14 protein-coding genes are annotated in these 16,176 nt (G+C 73.1%); 5 read left to right on the forward strand and 9 right to left on the reverse strand.

The window, feature by feature from the left end; genetic code table 11:
* Positions 1 to 191: 191 nt before the first annotated feature.
* Complete coding sequence (locus ACIRPU_RS06640) at positions 192 to 1,232, forward strand: lactonase family protein (protein WP_403862563.1); 1,041 nt, start codon at positions 192 to 194, stop codon at positions 1,230 to 1,232.
* 221 nt (positions 1,233 to 1,453) lie between these two features.
* Here the strand turns inward: ACIRPU_RS06640 and ACIRPU_RS06645 are convergent, their stop codons facing one another.
* From ACIRPU_RS06645 to ACIRPU_RS06660, 4 genes are all read right to left on the reverse strand, one after another.
* The gene (locus tag ACIRPU_RS06645) at positions 1,454 to 2,377 is read right to left on the reverse strand and encodes a hypothetical protein (protein WP_355701944.1); all 924 of its coding nucleotides are present in this window, start codon (positions 2,375 to 2,377) and stop codon (positions 1,454 to 1,456) included.
* A gap of 188 nt (positions 2,378 to 2,565) precedes the next feature.
* Positions 2,566 to 3,600 (reverse strand): N-acetylglucosamine kinase, encoded by a 1,035-nt coding sequence (locus tag ACIRPU_RS06650; RefSeq protein ID WP_403862567.1) that lies wholly within the window; start codon positions 3,598 to 3,600, stop codon positions 2,566 to 2,568.
* Positions 3,597 to 4,274, reverse strand: a complete 678-nt coding sequence (locus ACIRPU_RS06655; RefSeq protein ID WP_403862570.1) for a uracil-DNA glycosylase — start codon at positions 4,272 to 4,274, stop codon at positions 3,597 to 3,599. The genes ACIRPU_RS06650 and ACIRPU_RS06655 overlap by 4 nt, the downstream gene beginning before the upstream one ends.
* Before the next feature lie 81 nt (positions 4,275 to 4,355).
* A complete protein-coding gene (locus ACIRPU_RS06660) occupies positions 4,356 to 5,441 on the reverse strand; it encodes a WD40/YVTN/BNR-like repeat-containing protein (RefSeq protein WP_403862573.1) in 1,086 nt (361 codons plus the stop codon).
* A gap of 288 nt (positions 5,442 to 5,729) precedes the next feature.
* Here ACIRPU_RS06660 and ACIRPU_RS06665 point away from each other — a divergent pair, with 288 nt between their 5' ends.
* Positions 5,730 to 6,311, forward strand: a complete 582-nt coding sequence (locus ACIRPU_RS06665) for a hypothetical protein (RefSeq protein WP_384123985.1) — start codon at positions 5,730 to 5,732, stop codon at positions 6,309 to 6,311.
* Positions 6,312 to 6,344: 33 nt separating this feature from the next.
* On the opposite strand, the gene ACIRPU_RS06670 is transcribed toward ACIRPU_RS06665, so the two are convergent.
* Complete coding sequence (locus tag ACIRPU_RS06670; protein ID WP_403862576.1) at positions 6,345 to 8,048, reverse strand: acyl-CoA dehydrogenase family protein; 1,704 nt, start codon at positions 8,046 to 8,048, stop codon at positions 6,345 to 6,347.
* A 72-nt stretch (positions 8,049 to 8,120) separates the two neighbouring features.
* On the opposite strand from ACIRPU_RS06670, the gene ACIRPU_RS06675 reads away from it, so the two are divergent.
* The gene (locus ACIRPU_RS06675; RefSeq protein ID WP_403862579.1) at positions 8,121 to 8,873 is read left to right on the forward strand and encodes a PaaX family transcriptional regulator C-terminal domain-containing protein; all 753 of its coding nucleotides are present in this window, start codon (positions 8,121 to 8,123) and stop codon (positions 8,871 to 8,873) included.
* An 81-nt stretch (positions 8,874 to 8,954) separates the two neighbouring features.
* On the opposite strand, the gene ACIRPU_RS06680 is transcribed toward ACIRPU_RS06675, so the two are convergent.
* On the reverse strand, positions 8,955 to 9,758 hold the full coding sequence (locus ACIRPU_RS06680; protein WP_384123991.1) for a pectate lyase: 804 nt from the start codon (positions 9,756 to 9,758) through the stop codon (positions 8,955 to 8,957).
* Between the two features lie 589 nt (positions 9,759 to 10,347).
* Here ACIRPU_RS06680 and ACIRPU_RS06685 point away from each other — a divergent pair.
* Positions 10,348 to 11,649: a PHB depolymerase family esterase gene (locus ACIRPU_RS06685; RefSeq protein ID WP_403862582.1), complete on the forward strand. Its 1,302-nt coding sequence runs from the start codon at positions 10,348 to 10,350 to the stop codon at positions 11,647 to 11,649.
* Positions 11,650 to 11,689: 40 nt separating this feature from the next.
* Here the strand turns inward: ACIRPU_RS06685 and ACIRPU_RS06690 are convergent, their stop codons facing one another.
* A complete protein-coding gene (locus tag ACIRPU_RS06690) occupies positions 11,690 to 13,096 on the reverse strand; it encodes a nucleobase:cation symporter-2 family protein (RefSeq protein ID WP_403862585.1) in 1,407 nt (468 codons plus the stop codon).
* A 128-nt stretch (positions 13,097 to 13,224) separates the two neighbouring features.
* Positions 13,225 to 14,601, reverse strand: a complete 1,377-nt coding sequence (locus tag ACIRPU_RS06695) for an FAD-dependent oxidoreductase (protein WP_403862588.1) — start codon at positions 14,599 to 14,601, stop codon at positions 13,225 to 13,227.
* A gap of 259 nt (positions 14,602 to 14,860) precedes the next feature.
* On the opposite strand from ACIRPU_RS06695, the gene ACIRPU_RS06700 reads away from it, so the two are divergent.
* Entirely contained in the window at positions 14,861 to 15,493 is a 633-nt protein-coding gene (locus ACIRPU_RS06700) for a DUF6214 family protein (RefSeq protein ID WP_403863554.1), read from the forward strand.
* Positions 15,494 to 15,529: 36 nt separating this feature from the next.
* On the opposite strand, the gene ACIRPU_RS06705 is transcribed toward ACIRPU_RS06700, so the two are convergent.
* Positions 15,530 to 16,168 (reverse strand): DUF305 domain-containing protein, encoded by a 639-nt coding sequence (locus tag ACIRPU_RS06705; RefSeq protein ID WP_403862591.1) that lies wholly within the window; start codon positions 16,166 to 16,168, stop codon positions 15,530 to 15,532.
* Between the last annotated feature and the right edge of the window lie 8 nt (positions 16,169 to 16,176).

Consider the following 16,176-nt stretch of genomic DNA (forward strand, 5'->3'; position numbering starts at 1 on the left):
CGGTCCGGGCCGTCGGTCCGGGCTGCCGGTCCGGGTTCTTGGTTCGGGCTGCCGGCAGCGGCGGCCCGCCGCCCGGGCGCCGTCCCCCGGCCGAGCGAGCGCGCCTGGTCTAGACCGCTGGTGATCGACTGCTACCGTCACCCCGAGCAGCAGCGTCAGCAGCGACAGCGGCGACCCGGGAGGGGACAGCGGTGGCAGACCTCGGCGGAAGGCGACGGCGGGCGTTCATCGGCTCGTTCACGGCGGCTGGAGGGCCCGGGATCGTGGCCGCCGCCGTGGACCCGGTCAGCGGCGCGCTGACCGTCCTGAGCAGCGTGAACGGCGTCCCCGACCCCTCGTATCTGGCCCTGTCGGCCACCGGGGACACGCTGTACGCGGTCAGCGAGACGGCGGACGGCGCGGTGGCCGCGTACCGGGTGACGGGCGACGCGCCGGAGCAGACCGGGCCGCCCGTGCCGGTGGGCGGCAGCGGCCCCACGCACCTCAGCGTGTACGACGGGCACGTCCTCACCGCCAACTACGGCTCCGGCAGCGTCAGCGCCGTCCCGGTCCGCGCCGACGGCACCCTCGCCCGCGTCGCCTCCGGCGTCCTGCGGCACACCGGCTCGGGCCCGCACACGCGACGCCAGCAGGCCCCGCACGCCCACCAGGTGCAGCCCGACCCGAGCGGACGCTGGGCGGTCAGCGTGGACCTCGGGACGGACTCCGTGCGGGTGTGCGCCCTGCGCGACGGCAGCCCCGTCCTGCACCGGGAGCACGCGCTGCGACCCGGCTCGGGGCCGCGCCACCTGGCCTTCCACCCGGGGGGCGGGTACGCCTACGTGGTCAACGAGCTCACCCCGACCGTCACCGTCTGCCGCTGGGACGCCTCGGACGGCTCGCTGAAGCCGCTGGCCGAGGCCGCCGTACTGCCCGGCGCACCGGCCGGGGACGCCTACCCCTCGGGGCTCGTCGTCTCGCCCGACGGCCGGTTCGTCTGGACCGCCACCCGAGGCGAGGACGTGCTCTCCGTGTTCGCCGTGGAGGGCGCGGGAGAGGCGCTGCGGCTCGTCGGGACCGTGCCCTGCGCCGGACACTGGCCGCGGGCCGTCGCCGAGTCCGGCGGCTTCCTGTACGTCGCGAACGAACGCTCGGGCGACGTCACCTGGTTCTCCCTCGACCCCGCGACCGGCCTGCCCCGGCGCGGCGGCTCGATCGCGGTGCCCGCCGCCTCCTGCGTCGTCCTCGGCTGACCCGCACCGCTGACCCGCACCGCTGACCCGCACCGCTGACCCGCACCGCTGACCCGCGCCCCGACCCGAGCCGCTGACCCGAGCCGCTGTTCGGCGCCGTCGTTCGGAGCCGGTGTTCCGCGCTGCCGACCGGCCCTCGTGCCGACCCGGCGCGGTGACGCGAAGGGCCCGCTCCTCACCCGGAGCGGGCCCTTCGTTCGTACGGCGTCCTTGCGTTCGGCTCAGCGGACCGGCGCGCCCTGGGGCTGCGGCGGGGCGATACCGAGGGCGGTCGTGTACTTGGCCAGCGCGAGCTTGCCGATGGCCGGGTACGGGCCGAGCGCCTCGGCGGCGGCGCAACCGGCTTCCCTGGCCGCCTCCTCGATCAGCGTGGCGTCGATCTCCGGGCCGATCAGATAGGGCGCCAGCGCCAGCTGCTGGGAGCCGGAGGAGCGCAGCTGCTCCGCGACGGAGGCGATGGAACCCTCCTGGTCGAGGGCCGCGGCCATCACCGGTACGGCGAGGCGCGCGGCGAGCAGCATGCCGGTGATCCCGGCGGCCTGTACGGCCTCCTCGCCGCCCACGGAGGCGAGGATGATGCCGTCCGCGGCCGTGGCCACGGTGAACAGCCGGGCGCGGTCCGCGCGGGCCAGACCCGCCTCGGACAGCCGCACGTGCAGGGCCTCGGCGAGCAGCGGGTGCGGGCCGAGCACATCGGTCAGCTCGGCCGCGATCCGGCTCTCCATGACGGCCTGGCGGACCTGGCGCAGCAGCGCGCCGTCGGGGCCGGCCAGCAGCGGCACGACGACGCCGACCGGGCCGTCGGGCTCCTTGACGTCCAGTCCGGCGGCACGGGCCTGCTCGAAGCGGGCGGTGCGTTCGTCGGCGGCGTGCGCGAGAACGGACTGCAGGGTGGGGAAACCGGTGTCGTCCCCGTCCAGGTAGCCGATGCGCGCGTCGAGGCCGGGCAGCTCGGAGCGGGCGATGCTCACGATCTCCTCGGCGAGGCCGCGGGTGGCGGCGCTCGGCGGACCAGGCACCGCGAGGACGAGCGCGGGCGCGCCCTCGGGAGCCGCCAGCGGCTCGGGTCGGCGGTGCCGCCCGGGCTGGCGAGGCCGCGGCATTCGTACTGGCAGGCCGGACGCGGGCCCAGTGGGGGAGCTCATGGCGACGCATGTTACTGGCTTCCTGGGCTCCCCTGTTCGGGGAGGGTGCACGTGAGCGGTATCCGTCCGGTTTTGTCTGATGAGTTACGTACGGATCAGAAGTGATCAGCGTGTTTTCCAGGCGACTTGCCCTCGAAGGCGGTAATCCCCCTTTTGGGGCATGGCGTACGTTCCCTACGCACGATGCATCAGATGGGGTTCACCGGGCTCTCCACCGAGAACAGACTCTCCTCGCGCGGCAGCGTGAGCGCGCCCGTCGCGAGTGCGGTGGCGATGCGCACGGCGCCGTCCAGCGGATCGCCCTCGGCGGGCACCCGCAGGGCATGCGGCAGCCGCCGCGCGAGTTCCTCCTCCAGGGGGACGAGGAGAGGGTCGCCCATCCTGAACAGACCGCCGGTGAGGGCGATGCGGGGCTCCCCGTCGGCCGGGCAGACGGCGGCGGCCGACTCGGCCATGTGCCGGGCCGCGTCGCGCAGGACGCCGGCGGCGACCGGGTCGTCCTCGGCGCAGGCGGCCACCTGCGGCGCGAAGGAGGCGAGCACGGCCGGGCGGTCCGGGCGTGGGTAGAGCCGGCCGGGCAGCCCGCTCATCGGCCCGAACCGCTCCTCGGCCCGGACCAACAGGGCGGCCGAGCCGCCGGGACGTCCGTCGTACGCGCGCAGCGCCGCTTCCAGACCGGCCCGCCCGATCCAGGCGCCGCTGCCGCAGTCGCCCAGCAGATGGCCCCAGCCGTCGGCCCGCTGCCATGCCGTCAGGTCCGTACCGATCGCGATCAGGCCCGTGCCCGCGGCCACCACGGCGCCCGGCCGCGGGCCGAGCGCGCCGACGTAGGCGGTCACGGCGTCGGCGACGAGCGCGGTCGTCCGGACGCCGAACTCCCGCGCCAGGGCGCCCGGGAGCTCGGCGCGCAGCGCCTCGCCCAAGGTGCTGAGCCCCGCCGCGCCCACGACCGCCGTGGCGGGCCGCGAGACACCGGTCTCTGCCGACAACGCCCTTACCAGCGGCGTCAGTTGTGCCATCAGGTGGGCGGGGTCGATGCCCCGTGCGCCGGTGCGCACGGGCACCTGGGACGAGCGCCGGGCGAGAGCGCCGCGCTCGGCGGTGCCCAGGACGACCCGGAGACCGGAACCACCCGAGTCCACGGCGAGGATGCCGTCACCGGAGCCGGTCGCGGCGCCGTCGCGCGGGCCCGGACCCTCGCCCGGACCGGCGCCGACGGTCACGGCAGGCGCCAGTCCACCGGCTGACCTCCCTGCCGGACCAGCAGGTCGTTCGCCCTGCTGAACGGACGTGAACCGAAGAAGCCGCGGTCCGCCGACATGGGGGAGGGGTGCGCGGACTCCACCGAGGGCAGATCGCCCAGCAGCGGACGCGCGTTGCGGGCGTCGCGGCCCCACAGGACGGACACCAGAGGCTTGCCGCGCGCCGCCAGCGCCCGTATCGCCTGCTCGGTGACCTCCTCCCAGCCCTTGCCGCGGTGCGCGGCCGGCTTGCGCGGGGCCGTGGTGAGCGCCCTGTTGAGCAGCAGCACCCCCTGCTGCGTCCACGGCGTCAGATCGCCGTTGGAGGGCTGGGGCAGGCCCAGGTCGGTGTTCAGCTCCCGGTATACGTTGATCAGGCTGCCGGGCAGCGGACGGACCTCCGGGGCGACCGAGAACGACAGACCCACCGCGTGCCCGGGCGTCGGATACGGATCCTGCCCCAGGATCAGGACGCGGACGTCGTCGAAGGGCTGCTGGAAGGCCCGCAGGACGTTCTGTCCGGCAGGGAGGTAGGTGCGTCCCGCGGCGATCTCCGCGCGCAGGAAGTCGCCCATCTCGGCGATCCTCCCGGCGACGGGTTCGAGGGCCTTCGCCCAGCCGGGTTCGACGATCTCATGCAAGGGTCGTGGTGCCACGGCGTCACCCTACTGCCGTACGCACGGCGGTGATCAACCGATGGCCAAGGCCGGCAGGCCGGCCCTCACCCATGGGTCGGCTCATCCGACCACCGCGGCCCGTACGCACAGGACGTCCGGCAGATGCGAGGCCAACTGCCGCCAGCTGTCGCCGTCGTCGGCCGAGGCGAACACCTCGCCGTTGCGATTGCCGAAGTACACGCCCGCCGGATCCCCGTCGTCCGTGCAGAGCGCGTCGCGCAGCACCGTGCCGTAATGGTCCTCCTGCGGCAGGCCCGCCGTGAGCGGCTCCCAGGTCGAACCCGCGTCCGAGGTGCGGAAGACCCGGCACCGGTGGTCGGCGGGCACCCGGTCCGCGTCGGCGTTGATCGGGAACACGTACGCCGTGTCCCCGAGCGTCGGGTGCGCGGCGACGGCGAAGCCGAAGGTGGACGGCAGGCCGGCGCCGATGTCGGTCCACTGCCCGCCGCTGTCGTCGCTCCGGTAGACCCCCCAGTGGTTCTGGAGGTAGAGGCGGTCCGGGTCCACCGCGTCCCTGGCGACCTTGTGCACGCACTGGCCGAACTCCGGGTTGGGATCCGGCAGGAACACCGCGGAGACACCGGAGTTGGCGGGCGCCCAGCTCGCGCCGCCGTCGCTCGTGCGGAACACCCCGGCCGTCGACACGGCCACCGTCACCGACCGCGGGTCGCGGCTGTCGGTGAGGACCGTGTGCAGGCCCTCGCCGCCTCCGCCCGGCACCCACTTCGAGCGGGTGGGGTGCTCCCACAGCGGCCGGACCAGCTCGAAGCTCTCGCCACGGTCGCGCGAGCGGTACAGCGCGGCCGGTTCCGTGCCCGCGTACACCACGTCCGGCTCGGCGGCCGCCGGGTGCAGCTGCCACACCCGCTCCAGCGAGGCATCCGTGTCCTGCGGGAACTTGACGGCGGGCGCGGCCGGTTCGGTCCAGGTCCGGCCGAGGTCGTCGGAGTGGAACACCGACGGGCCCCAGTGCGCGCTGTCGCCGCCGGCCAGCAGCCGCGGCCGGTCGCCGCGGGTGTCGATGGCGACCGAGTAGATCGCCTGTGCGTTGAAGTAGGGGGATTCGTCGAACTCCCATGCGCCACCGCGCCGACGCCCGATGAACAGGCCCTTGCGCGTGCCCACGGCGAGTAGTGCCTCGGTCATGCCGATCACCTCCGCGTGTCTTTGACGTCCTTGTCCCAGACACCGGCCAGTCTGCACCCCGCCACTGACAGTCACCCCTGGAAATGCCGTTGCCGCAGGTCACAGCGGCGACGGCGGGTCCGGAGCGCATGACATCGGCCACTTTCACCGGGACGCCTGCGCGGGTGCCGGGCCCGTGGGACCGTCGGGACGAGGGATGACCAGGGATTCGGCCTGAGCATCAGGGCCGCCCGCCCCGTATGGGAGGGCGGCCGGGATGTTCATGTGCTCAAGAGGAGGAAGCCTTCGATGGCGTTCCGTGGTCCGAAGGTGTGGCTGTGGCGCTGGCGGCGAAACCCGCTCAAGCGGCGCGCCGACACGGTGGAGGCCTGGGTCGTGCTCGGCGTGTGGGCGCTGACCGTCCTCGCCGGGCTGCTGGCGGGGTGGGCGACCGCGGGGTCCGTCGAGCACGGTCTGGCGCGGGAACGCGTCGAGTGGCGGCCTCTGCTGGGGCGGCTGACCGAGCGGGCCCCGGGCAAGGCGGCCGTGAACGGTTCCACCGCCGGTGATCAGGTGTGGGCGAAGGTCGGCTGGACCGGACCGGACGGCTCCGCGCACCAGGGCCAGGTCCGGGTCGGCCCCGGCAGCGCCGCGGGCGCCCCCGTCACGGTCTGGACGGACCGGCAGGGCCGCCTGGTGACGAAACCGGCCACCGCCGCCCAGGCCAGACTGCGCGCCTCCCTCGTCGGCGGCCTGGCGGGAGTCGGCGCGGCCACCCTCCCCTTCGCGGGCGGCCGGGTCCTGCGGGGCCGACTGGAACGCCGACGGGTGGAGCAGTGGGACGTCGACTGGGCCCGCTTCGACGCGCTCCGGGGCCGCCCGACGGGCTGATCGCCCCGCGCCCCCGCCCGCACGGGAGAGACGTCAGTTCGTGCCGGGAAGGCTCCGTTCCAGGATCCCGTCGAGATCGGCGCCGTCCGGGAGCGTGCCGAAGGCGTACCCCCAGTCGCCGCCCAGCCGGGTCGCGCAGAACGCGTCCGCGACGGCGGGCGGGGCGTGCCGGACCAGGAGCGAGGCCTGGAGGGTGAGGGCCATCTGCTCCACCAGCCGGCGGGCGCCGGTCGGCGTCGCCTCGCCCAGCCGGGCCCGCAGCCGCGAGACGGCGGCGTCGAGGCGGGCGTCCGCGCCGCGCGCCAGGGCGAGTTCACCGAACAGGGCGTCCGCCGTCGCCGGTTCGCGGGTCAACGCCCGCAGCACGTCGAGGGCGTTGACGTTGCCCGACCCCTCCCAGATGGACAGCAGGGGCGCCTCGCGGTAGTGGCGGGGCATTCCGGAGTCCTCCACGTAGCCGTTGCCGCCGAGGCACTCGAGGGCCTCCGCCGTGAAGGCCGGCCCGCGTTTGGTCACCCAGTACTTGCCGACGGCGGTGGCGATCCGCCGGAAGGCCTGTTCGCCCCCCTGGCCGTCGTCTCCGCGCAGCGCCCGGTCGGCCGCCCCGGCCAGCCGCAGGGTCAGCGTGGTGGCGGCCTCCGACTCCAGCGCCAGGTCGGCCAGCACGTTGCGCATCAGCGGCTGGTCCAGCAGCCGCGCCCCGAACGCGCTGCGGTGCCGCACGTGATGCCCCGCCTCGACGAGCGTCTTGCGCATCAGCGTCGCCGACATCATCACGCAGTCCAGACGGGTGCAGTTGACCATCTCGACGATGGTCTTCACGCCCTGTCCCTGGGGCCCGACCAGCCAGGCCACGGTCCCGTCGAACTCGGGCTCGGAGGACGCGTTGGAGCGGTTGCCCAGCTTGTCCTTCAGCCGCTGCACGCGGAACGTGTTGCGGGTGCCGTCGGGAAGCACTCGCGGCACCAGGAAGCACGAGAGCCCGTCCGGCGCCTGCGCCAGGACCAGGAAGACGTCGCACATCGGCGCCGACGTGAACCACTTGTGCCCGCGCAGGGTGTACACCCCGGGCTCCGCCGTGGGCAGGGCCGTCGTCGTGTTCGTCCGGACGTCGGAGCCGCCCTGCTTCTCGGTCATCCCCATGCCCGCGAGCAGCCCGCGCTTCTGTGTCGGCACCCGCAGCCCCGGGTCGTACTCCCGGCCGGTCAGCAGCGGCTCGTAGACGGCGGCGAGTTCCGGCTGGCGACGCAGCGCGGGGACGGCCGCGTAGGTCATCGACGTGGGGCAGCCGTGCCCAGCCTCCGTGTGCCCCCAGGCGAGACCGCCCGCCGTGCGCGCCACATGGGCGCCGGGCCGGTCGTCCGCCCAGGGAGCGCCGGCCAGGCCTTCCGCGACCGCGACCCGCATCAGCTCGTGCCAGCTGGGGTGGAAGTCGACCTCGTCGACACGGTGCCCGTACCGGTCGTGGGTACGCAGTACGGGCTCGTGCCGGTTGGCCAGCTCGCCCCACTCCTGCGCCTCGACGCCGCCCGCCCGCACACCGATCCGGCGGACGTCCGCCTCCGCCCATCCGGCCCCCTCCCGGCGCAGCCCCTCCAGCAGGGCCACGTCGTCGGAGGCGTCGTACGGGGCCAGGGGCGGAGGCTGATTGGTGACGTCGTGCGTGACGTGCGCAGAGACGGGCGGCGCGGCCGGGGCCTGCGGCTGCGGCTGCGGCTGGGTGAGTGTCTGGGCCATGCGGCCATGTTGCACTTCTCATGCGGCTGTAGCAATAGTGCAACATCAGAGCCGCACGTAAAGTACGGCCTCATGCGGATGAACGTGTCGGCGCAGCCCGGCGAGGTCGACCTGCCCCCGCTGTCCGCGCGGTCGGTGGTCCTGAGTCTGCTGCTGGGCACGCACCCGCCCGAGATGGCGGCGAAGGACCTGGTGCGCGGGGTGGAGCCGTTCGGCGTAGGCGGATCGACGGTGCGGGCCGCGCTCAGCCGGATGGTGGCGGCGGGCGACCTGCGGCGGACGGACGGCGTCTACCGGCTCAGTGACCGGCTGCTGGAGCGGCAGCGCCGCCAGGACGACGCCGTGCATCCGGACACGCGCGCGTGGGACGGCGAGTGGGAGATGGCCGTCATCACCGCGACCGGTCGCGGCCCCGCCGAGCGCGCCGCACTGCGCGGCCGGCTGAGCGCCCTGCGGCTCGCCGAGCTCCGCGAGGGGGTCTGGCTGCGGCCGGCCAATCTGGGCCGGCCCTGGCCCGGGGATCTCGGGGACGCGCTCCAGCACTTCACCGCCCGCCCCGGCTCGCCCGCCCCCGATCTGGTCGCCGGGCTGTGGCCCCTCGAGGCGTGGGCGCGGACGGCCCGGGCGCTGCTGTCCCACGTCGAGCGGACCCAGCGGCCCGCCGACCGCTTCACGGTCCTCGCCGCGGTCGTACGGCATCTCCTCGCCGACCCGGTGCTGCCGGCCGGACTCCTCCCCGCCGACTGGCCGGGACCGGCCCTGCGCACCGCCTACGGTCACTACCGACAAGAACTCGTCGCCACCGCGTCGGGGGCGGGCGCATAGGTACGGCGGCCGTGCGAAGCGCCGTGCGGGGACGCTTCGTACGGCCGCCTTCGTACCGTGCGGGTACCGATGGGGAGGGGGCTACTTGTAGGTGATGTCGGACGACGCGTACTTGCAGTAGGTACCGTCCGCGCTGGTGCCGTTGGTGGTCGGCTCCGCCCCGGTGTTGTTCCCGATGTACTTCTGGCACGGGATGATCTTCTTGCTGCTGTCCCCGACGATCGTGATCTTCTTCAGGGTCGCGCTGTCCCCGTAGTTGGTGTTGATGCCGACGAGCTTGTTGCCCGAGTAGGTCGCCTCGATGGTGTTGAGGTTGATCGTCCGCTTGTACTGCGTCGAGCAGTTGCCGCAGGAGCGGATGAAGGTGCCGAAGGTCTGCACCGCGAAGTTGGAGACGTTCAGCGTGCCGGCGCCGTTGAACTGGAACACCTTGTCGCTGGCCGACCGCGCGCCACCGCCCGAGACGGTGTACACGTTGGACGACGAGGAGCCGCGGAAGGTCGCCGCGTCCTCGCCGACGTCCTCCCACCACACGTTCTGCAGGGTGCAGGCGCCCTTGCAGTGGATGCCGTCGGCGGCGGGGGCGCCGATGATGACGTTCTTGAGCACCGCGCCGGCGGCCAGTTCCAGGATCGGCCCCTGGTCCTCGTCCTGACTGCCGCTGCCCAGGTCACCGGTGCCGTAGAGGCGGAGCATCCCGTAGTCCTTGGTGCCGGACACCGCGATGGTCGAGGAGACCGCCTGACTGCCGGTCGCGCTGGGCCAGGTGGCGGCGTTCGCCGGCGTCAACGCCCCGGTCGTCATGATCATGCCAACCGAGAGCGCGAGAGCGGCGAGTGCGCCGGTCAGCGTGCGCCGTCGGCGCGGCAGTGCTGGTGAAGTCATGTCCCGATGCCTTCTTCCTGGTGGGGGATGGGGAGAGTGCGGCGAGCGGTCAGGGCGTTCCGACGCCGGCCGACCGGGGCGGGGCGAGCATCGCCGCCGTCGGGCGGGCGGCGTCCGTCGCGACGGCGGCGAACCTTTGCGCCTGTGTACGCGGGGGCCCTGCACGCATGCGGATGCGTCCCTTCGGGGGAGGGGAAACGGTCAGGTATATGAATCTCGTATGTCATGTCGAACGGCCTACGCGGGCAGCGTGACCTTTGTGGGGTCGATGCGAGCGGCTCGGTCACACTGCTGAACGGAACGTAGGGGGCAAGCGCTTTCTAGTCAACGCTTTGCGCAGAACACATTCGGCCACCCGGACAGGCCCCGGCCAACCAGTAAGGGCTTGCGGGAAGTTGGCGTGGGAGCGCTTCCATGACCGGCGTGCACATGCCACCATGCGGTGCGGACGTCTCCCTCATGACGGTCGGACAGGGGCCTGCGTCCGGGTCCGCCGACGCGGGCCGAAGCCACCTGCCGAGCTGCCGCTTCCCACTCGCGCACCCCACGTACGACGTCCCCCGAGCCGCTACCAGAAAGGGACAAGCACGTGTCGAACTCCCCTGGGAGAGCCCTGCGTTCGTTCTGCGGGGTACTGCTGCTCCTGCTCACCGCCGCTCTCCTCACCGCCCCCACGGCCACCGCCCGCCCCCAGGCCGCCGCGCCGGTCCCCCCGGCCACCCTCACCGAGGTCACCGGGTTCGGCGCCAACCCCAGCAACCTCCAGATGTACGTCTACGCGCCGGCCACCGTCACCGCTCACCCGCCGGTGCTCGTCGCGGTGCACTGGTGCGGCGGCTCCGGACCCGCGATGTACTCCGGCACCGAGTACTCCCAACTCGCCGACCGGTACGGGTTCGTGGTGGTCTACCCGTCCGTCACCCGGAGCAGCAAGTGCTTCGACGTCTCCTCGCCCCAGGCGCTCAGGCGTGGCGGCGGCAGCGACCCGGTCGGCGTCAAGTCGATGATCGACTGGGTGACCGCCGCCTACGCGGCCGACACCGGCCGCGTCTACGCCACCGGTATCTCCTCCGGCGCGATGATGACCAACGTCCTGCTCGGCGACTACCCCGACGTGTTCGCCGCCGGGTCCGCCTTCTCCGGGGTTCCCTTCGGCTGCTTCGCGACCACCGACGGATCCGAGTGGAACAGCGCCTGCTCCGGCGGCACCGTGATCCACACCGCGCAGGAATGGGGCGACCTCGTGCGTGCTGCCTACCCCGGCTACACCGGGCCCCGGCCGCGTATGCAGGTCTGGCACGGCACCGAGGACGACGTGCTGCGCTACCCCAACTTCGGTGAGGAGATCAAGCAGTGGACCGATGTGCGGGGCGTGAGCCAGACCCCGGCCGCCACCGACTCACCCGCCTCCGGCTGGACCCGCACCCGGTACGGCGGCACGGGTGACCAGGCCCCCGTGGAGGCCGTCAGCCTCCAGGGCGTCGGCCACAACCTGTACGCCTGGGGCATGGCCGCCCGCGTGATCACCTTCTTCGGCCTGGACGCCGCCGGCCCCACCCCGCAGCCCGAGCCCGGCGGCTGCCGGGTGAGCGCGACGACCAACGCCTGGAACACCGGTCTGACCGCCTCCGTGACCCTGACCAACACCGGCACCACCACGGTCGACGGCTGGCGGCTCGGCTTCACCCTGCCCTCCGGCCAGACCATCACCAACGGCTGGGGCGCCACCTACGCACCGGCCTCCGGAGCGGTGACGGCGACCAACGCCACGTACAACGGCACGCTCGCCCCCAACGCGAGCGTCACCATCGGCTACCAGGCGAACCACACCGGCAACAGTGCGGCGCCCGGCGCCTTCACGCTCAACGGCGCCACCTGCGGCACGAGTTGACGTGTGCGTGGGCGGCCGGGAAGCCCGGCCGCCCACGGTGCTAGACGACCTCTTCCCTGGACCTGCCCCTCACGCCCGTCACGTCCTCGACGGGCTCCTCGCCGCCGCCGGTCGGCAGGGCGACCGCCTCCGGCGCCGTACCGGCTTTCGAGGGCAGGTGGTTGAAGAGCAGGTTCAGGACGATCGCCGTCAGGCAGCCCGCGCTGATACCGCTGTTCATCACGGTCCGGAACCAGTCGGGGAACTGCTCGTAGATCGTCGGCACGCCGACCGGCAGCACGCCCATCGCCACCGACACGGCCACCACCGTCAGGTTGTGGTTCCCCTTGAAGTCGACCTCGGCCAGGGTCCGCAGACCGCTCGCGGCGACCGTCCCGAACATCACCAGGCCCGCCCCGCCGAGGACCGGCGACGGAACGGCGGCCACCACCGCGCCCAGCTTGGGCAGCAGACCCAGCAGCACGAGGATGACGCCCGCGGTGGCCACGACCCAGCGGCTGCGCACCCGGGTCATGCCCACCAGGCCGACGTTCTGCGCGTACGCGGTGTAGGGGAAGGTGTTGAAGACGCCGCCGAGGACGGTCGACAGCCCGTCGGCGCGCAGCCCGTCGGAGAGGGTGCGCGGCTCGACCTTGCGGCCCGTCATCTCGCCGACCGCGATGAGGTCTCCGGTCGTCTCGGTCATCGTGACCAGGGCGACGACCAGCATCGAGATGATCGCCGACGCCTCGAAGGCGGGCGCGCCGAAGTGGAACGGCGTACTGATCCCGACCCAGTCGGCGTCCCCGACCCCGTCGAAGTCGGTGAACCCGAACGGCACCGAGACCGCGAGCCCCACCACGATGCCGATCAGCACCGCGATCCGGCTCAGGAACACCGGCGCGAACCGCTGCACGGCGAGCACCACCGTGAGGACGAACGCGGCGAGTCCGATGTTCTTCGGCGCGCCGAAGTCCGCCGAACCGGCCCCGCCCGCCACCCAGTTGCCCGCGACCGGCAGCAGCGAGATGCCGATGATCAGGATGACGGTGCCGGTGACCAGCGGCGGGAAGAAGCGCAGCAGCCGGCCGAACAAGGGCGCCAGCAGCATGATCGCGAGCCCGGCCACGATCACCGACCCGTAGATCGCGGGCAGTCCGCCGCCCGTCGTCCCGATCAGCACCATGGGCGACACCGCCGCGAACGTACAGCCCTGCATGATCGGCAGCCGTACGCCGAACCGCCAGAAGCCCACGCACTGGATCAGCGTGGCGATACCGCACACCAGCAGGTCGGCGGTGATCAGATACGCCAGGTCGGCGGGCGACAGCTTCATCGCACCGCCCACGATCAGCGGCACGGCCACCGCGCCCGCGTACATCGCGAGCACGTGCTGGAGGCCGAAGGCGGCCAACTGGCGTGCGGGTGGCACCTCGTCGACGGGATGAACGGGCGCGGTCGTGGTCATGGGCACTCCAGAGCGGGCGACGGGGGCATCCGGACGGACTGAACGGGCCGAGCAAGCCGGAAAACGCTGAGCGGGCGGACCAGGCGGGACAGGACGAGAACGTACGGGGATTGAACAGTTTGTTGATTTCACCGGTGTTGCTGCTGTGTGTCCTGTACACCGATTCCGGCGGGACTCGCCGCCGTCCACAGCGCCGCCCAGTCCGGCAGCTTCACCACGCCCCGCCCCAGTGAGGCGCCCAGCGCGGCCTCGGCCCGCTCGATCGCCAGCCACCCCGCCCACTCGACGGGTTCGGCCCCGGCGGCCCGCAGCAGCAGGAGCGGATCACCCGGCAGCTCCCGCCGTGCGAGGACGGGTCCGTCCTCCAGCAGGGACGTCGCCGTCTCCTTCGCGCACGGCCGGTTGGTGCCGATGACCCCGGTGGGGCCCCGCTTGATCCAGCCCGCCACGTACTCGCCCGGCGCCACCGCCCCCTCGCGCAGGACCCGCCCCGCGAGCTGCGGCACCGTGCCCCGCTCCGGATCGAACGGCAGCCCCTCCAGCGGCACTCCGCGATAGCCCACCGACCGCAGCACCAACTGCGCCTCGATGTCCTCGTACTGCCCGGTGCCCGTCACCCCGCCGCGTCCGTCCGGAACGGTCCGCTCGAAACGCACCGCGCCCAACCGGCCGTTGTCGGCCAGCAGTTCGGCGGGCCGCAGGAAGAACCGGAGCCGGATCCGCCGGCGGGCGCCGACGGCCGGTGCGGTCGCCGCCCAGCCGCGCAGCACCTCCACGTTGCGCCGCTGCGCCGTCGGCAGCGCGGAGGGGTCGCCGTACGCCGGGTCCAGCGCCAGCTCGGCCTCGTCCACGACCACCTCGGTGTCCGGCAGGCCGGCCAGCTCGCGCAGCTCCTTGGTGGTGAAGCGGGCCTGGGACGGGCCGCGCCGCCCGACCATGTGGATCTCGGTCACCTCGCTCGCCGCCAGTGCGGTCAGCGCCGCCTGGGGCATGTCGGTCGGGCTGAGCTCGGCCGTCCGCCGGGCCAGGATCCGGGTGACGTCCACCGCCACGTTCCCCACGCCCACCACCACGGCCGAGCGGACGCCCCGCAGGAACCCGTCGGCGACGGTGTCCGGATGGGCGCTGTACCAGGAGACGAACTCCGTCGCCGACCAGCTGCCCGGCAGCTCCTCGCCGGGCACGCCGAGGTGCCGGTCGGTCGCGGCGCCCACGCAGTACACGACCGCGTGGTACAGCTCGCGCAGCCGGGCCGCCGGTACCCCGCCCGTCCCGACCAGGATCCCGCCGAGGAAGCGCACCCGCTCGTGCTCGAGCACCGTGCGCAAGGTGTTCTGGAGCGACTTGATCTTCTCGTGGTCGGGAGCGACGCCGTACCGCACCAGCCCGTACGGGCACGGCAGCCGGTCCAGGACGTCGACGAGCACCTCGGGGTCCCGCTGGACCAGACTCTGGGCGGTGTAGACCCCACTCGGCCCTGAGCCGACGACGGCGACACGCAGCACGCGGAACTCCTTACCCAAGGGGACGGAGGAGATCGCTGGTGTCTCCAGCATCGCACCAGGGCGGCTCCGCTGACAGGGTGCTGTGCGCGCTCGATGCGTGCGTGTCCGTTCGTATGGAAAGTGATCATGCGGTTACGTTGCGTGTGTGCTAGAAGCATCGTTTCTTAATCTTTCTGATCGTTCCGCCGGGGACGGCACGGTGTCCGTGTGGCCCGCGTGGGAGGTCCGGGAAGCCGGGGGCGCCACTTCCTGGTTTCATGTGCGGCTGGAGTTCGTCGACGCCGCGCGCGTGGAGCTGCTGGCAGTCGTCTGCGGGGGGCGCGTCTCGGTGGAGGACGTCCGTGCGCAGCCGCCCCTGTCGCTCGTGGACCTCACGGTGCTCGCGGACTGGATCGAGGGGCCCCTGTTCGAGAGGTGCGCCGAGGGCGGCGGTCTCGATCCGGCGGACGTGACGGACGCGGAAGGCGCGGAGGACGCGGACGGAGCGGACGGCGTGTACGGCGTGTACGGCACGGACGGCGTGTACGGCACGGACGGCGCGGGCGACGTGTATGACACCGACGGCGTGTATGACGCGGACGACACGGGTGGCGGGTACGACGCGGAGGGCACGGGTGGCGTGTACGGCACGGACGACCTGTGGGAGCCGGCCGCGGCCGTCGGCGGGGATGTCGACGAGCCGTTCGGTCCTCGGCGGGCCCGCGCGGCCTGGCCGCGCGGCATCGAGGGGCGGTGGCTGGTGGCGCAGGAGTACCGCGCGGCCCAGGAGGAGGGTGTGGACCCCGTCCTCGCGGTCATGTGCGCGACGGGACACAGCCGCCGCAGGTCGCTGAGGCTGATCGCGCAGGCGCGTGACGCGGGTTACCTGACGCCACGTCACGCCCGGCGCTGACAGGGCTCGTTGACGAGACACCTGGGTCGAGGGGAGTTACTGCATCCCGCGCATCCGGGTGATCTCACTCGTCTGCTGCGCGATCACGTCGTCCGCCATCTCCTCGATCCGCACGTTGTTGCCCTGTGCCTTGACGTCCGCGGCCATGGTGAGGGCGCCCTCGTGATGGCTGATCATCAGGGTGAGGAAGAGCGCGTCGAACGCCTTGCCGCGGGCCGCGCGCAGCTGGGTCAGCTGCGCCTCGGTGGCCATCCCGGGCATCGCTGTGTGGTCGTGCTCGCCGCCCGTCTCGTCCTCGCCGTACGTCGTGAGCCAGCCCTTCATGGCTTGGATCTCCGGCCCCTGTGCGGCGCCGATCCGCGACGCGAGGCCCTTGACGGCTGTCGACCCGGCCTGCTTCGCGGCGAGTTCGGTCATCTCCAGGGCCTGGGCGTGGTGCTGGATCATCATCCGCGCGTACGCCACGTCGGCGGAGTTGGGTGTGTCGTCGTCGGCGCGTTGCTCGGCCGCGTCCTGGGCGGAGAGGGTCCGGTTCGTCTCACCCGGCTTGCCCGGCGCGATCACCGAAGGGCCGCTCGCGGCACCCGAGTTGGTGTCCGGCCCGGAGTCGCAGCCCGCGACGGCGAGGGCGAGCAGCAGTGAGGCTGAGACGAGGGGCGCGCGGCGGACGAGCACAACGACCT

The sequence above is a fragment of the Streptomyces sp. NPDC102259 genome (assembly GCF_044766465.1).
Taxonomy (GTDB): Bacteria; Actinomycetota; Actinomycetes; order Streptomycetales; family Streptomycetaceae; genus Streptomyces.

Bases quoted from the DNA above. Each gene is read 5' to 3' on its own strand.
- ACIRPU_RS06645 (WP_355701944.1), bottom strand. From the start codon at position 2,377: ATGAGCTCCCCCACTGGGCCCGCGTCCGGCCTGCCAGTACGAATGCCG.
- ACIRPU_RS06660 (WP_403862573.1), bottom strand. From the start codon at position 5,441: ATGACCGAGGCACTACTCGCCGTGGGCACGCGCAAGGGCCTGTTCATC.
- ACIRPU_RS06665 (WP_384123985.1), top strand. From the start codon at position 5,730: ATGGCGTTCCGTGGTCCGAAGGTGTGGCTGTGGCGCTGGCGGCGAAAC.
- ACIRPU_RS06670 (WP_403862576.1), bottom strand. From the start codon at position 8,048: ATGGCCCAGACACTCACCCAGCCGCAGCCGCAGCCGCAGGCCCCGGCC.
- ACIRPU_RS06675 (WP_403862579.1), top strand. From the start codon at position 8,121: ATGCGGATGAACGTGTCGGCGCAGCCCGGCGAGGTCGACCTGCCCCCG.
- ACIRPU_RS06680 (WP_384123991.1), bottom strand. From the start codon at position 9,758: ATGACTTCACCAGCACTGCCGCGCCGACGGCGCACGCTGACCGGCGCA.
- ACIRPU_RS06690 (WP_403862585.1), bottom strand. From the start codon at position 13,096: ATGACCACGACCGCGCCCGTTCATCCCGTCGACGAGGTGCCACCCGCA.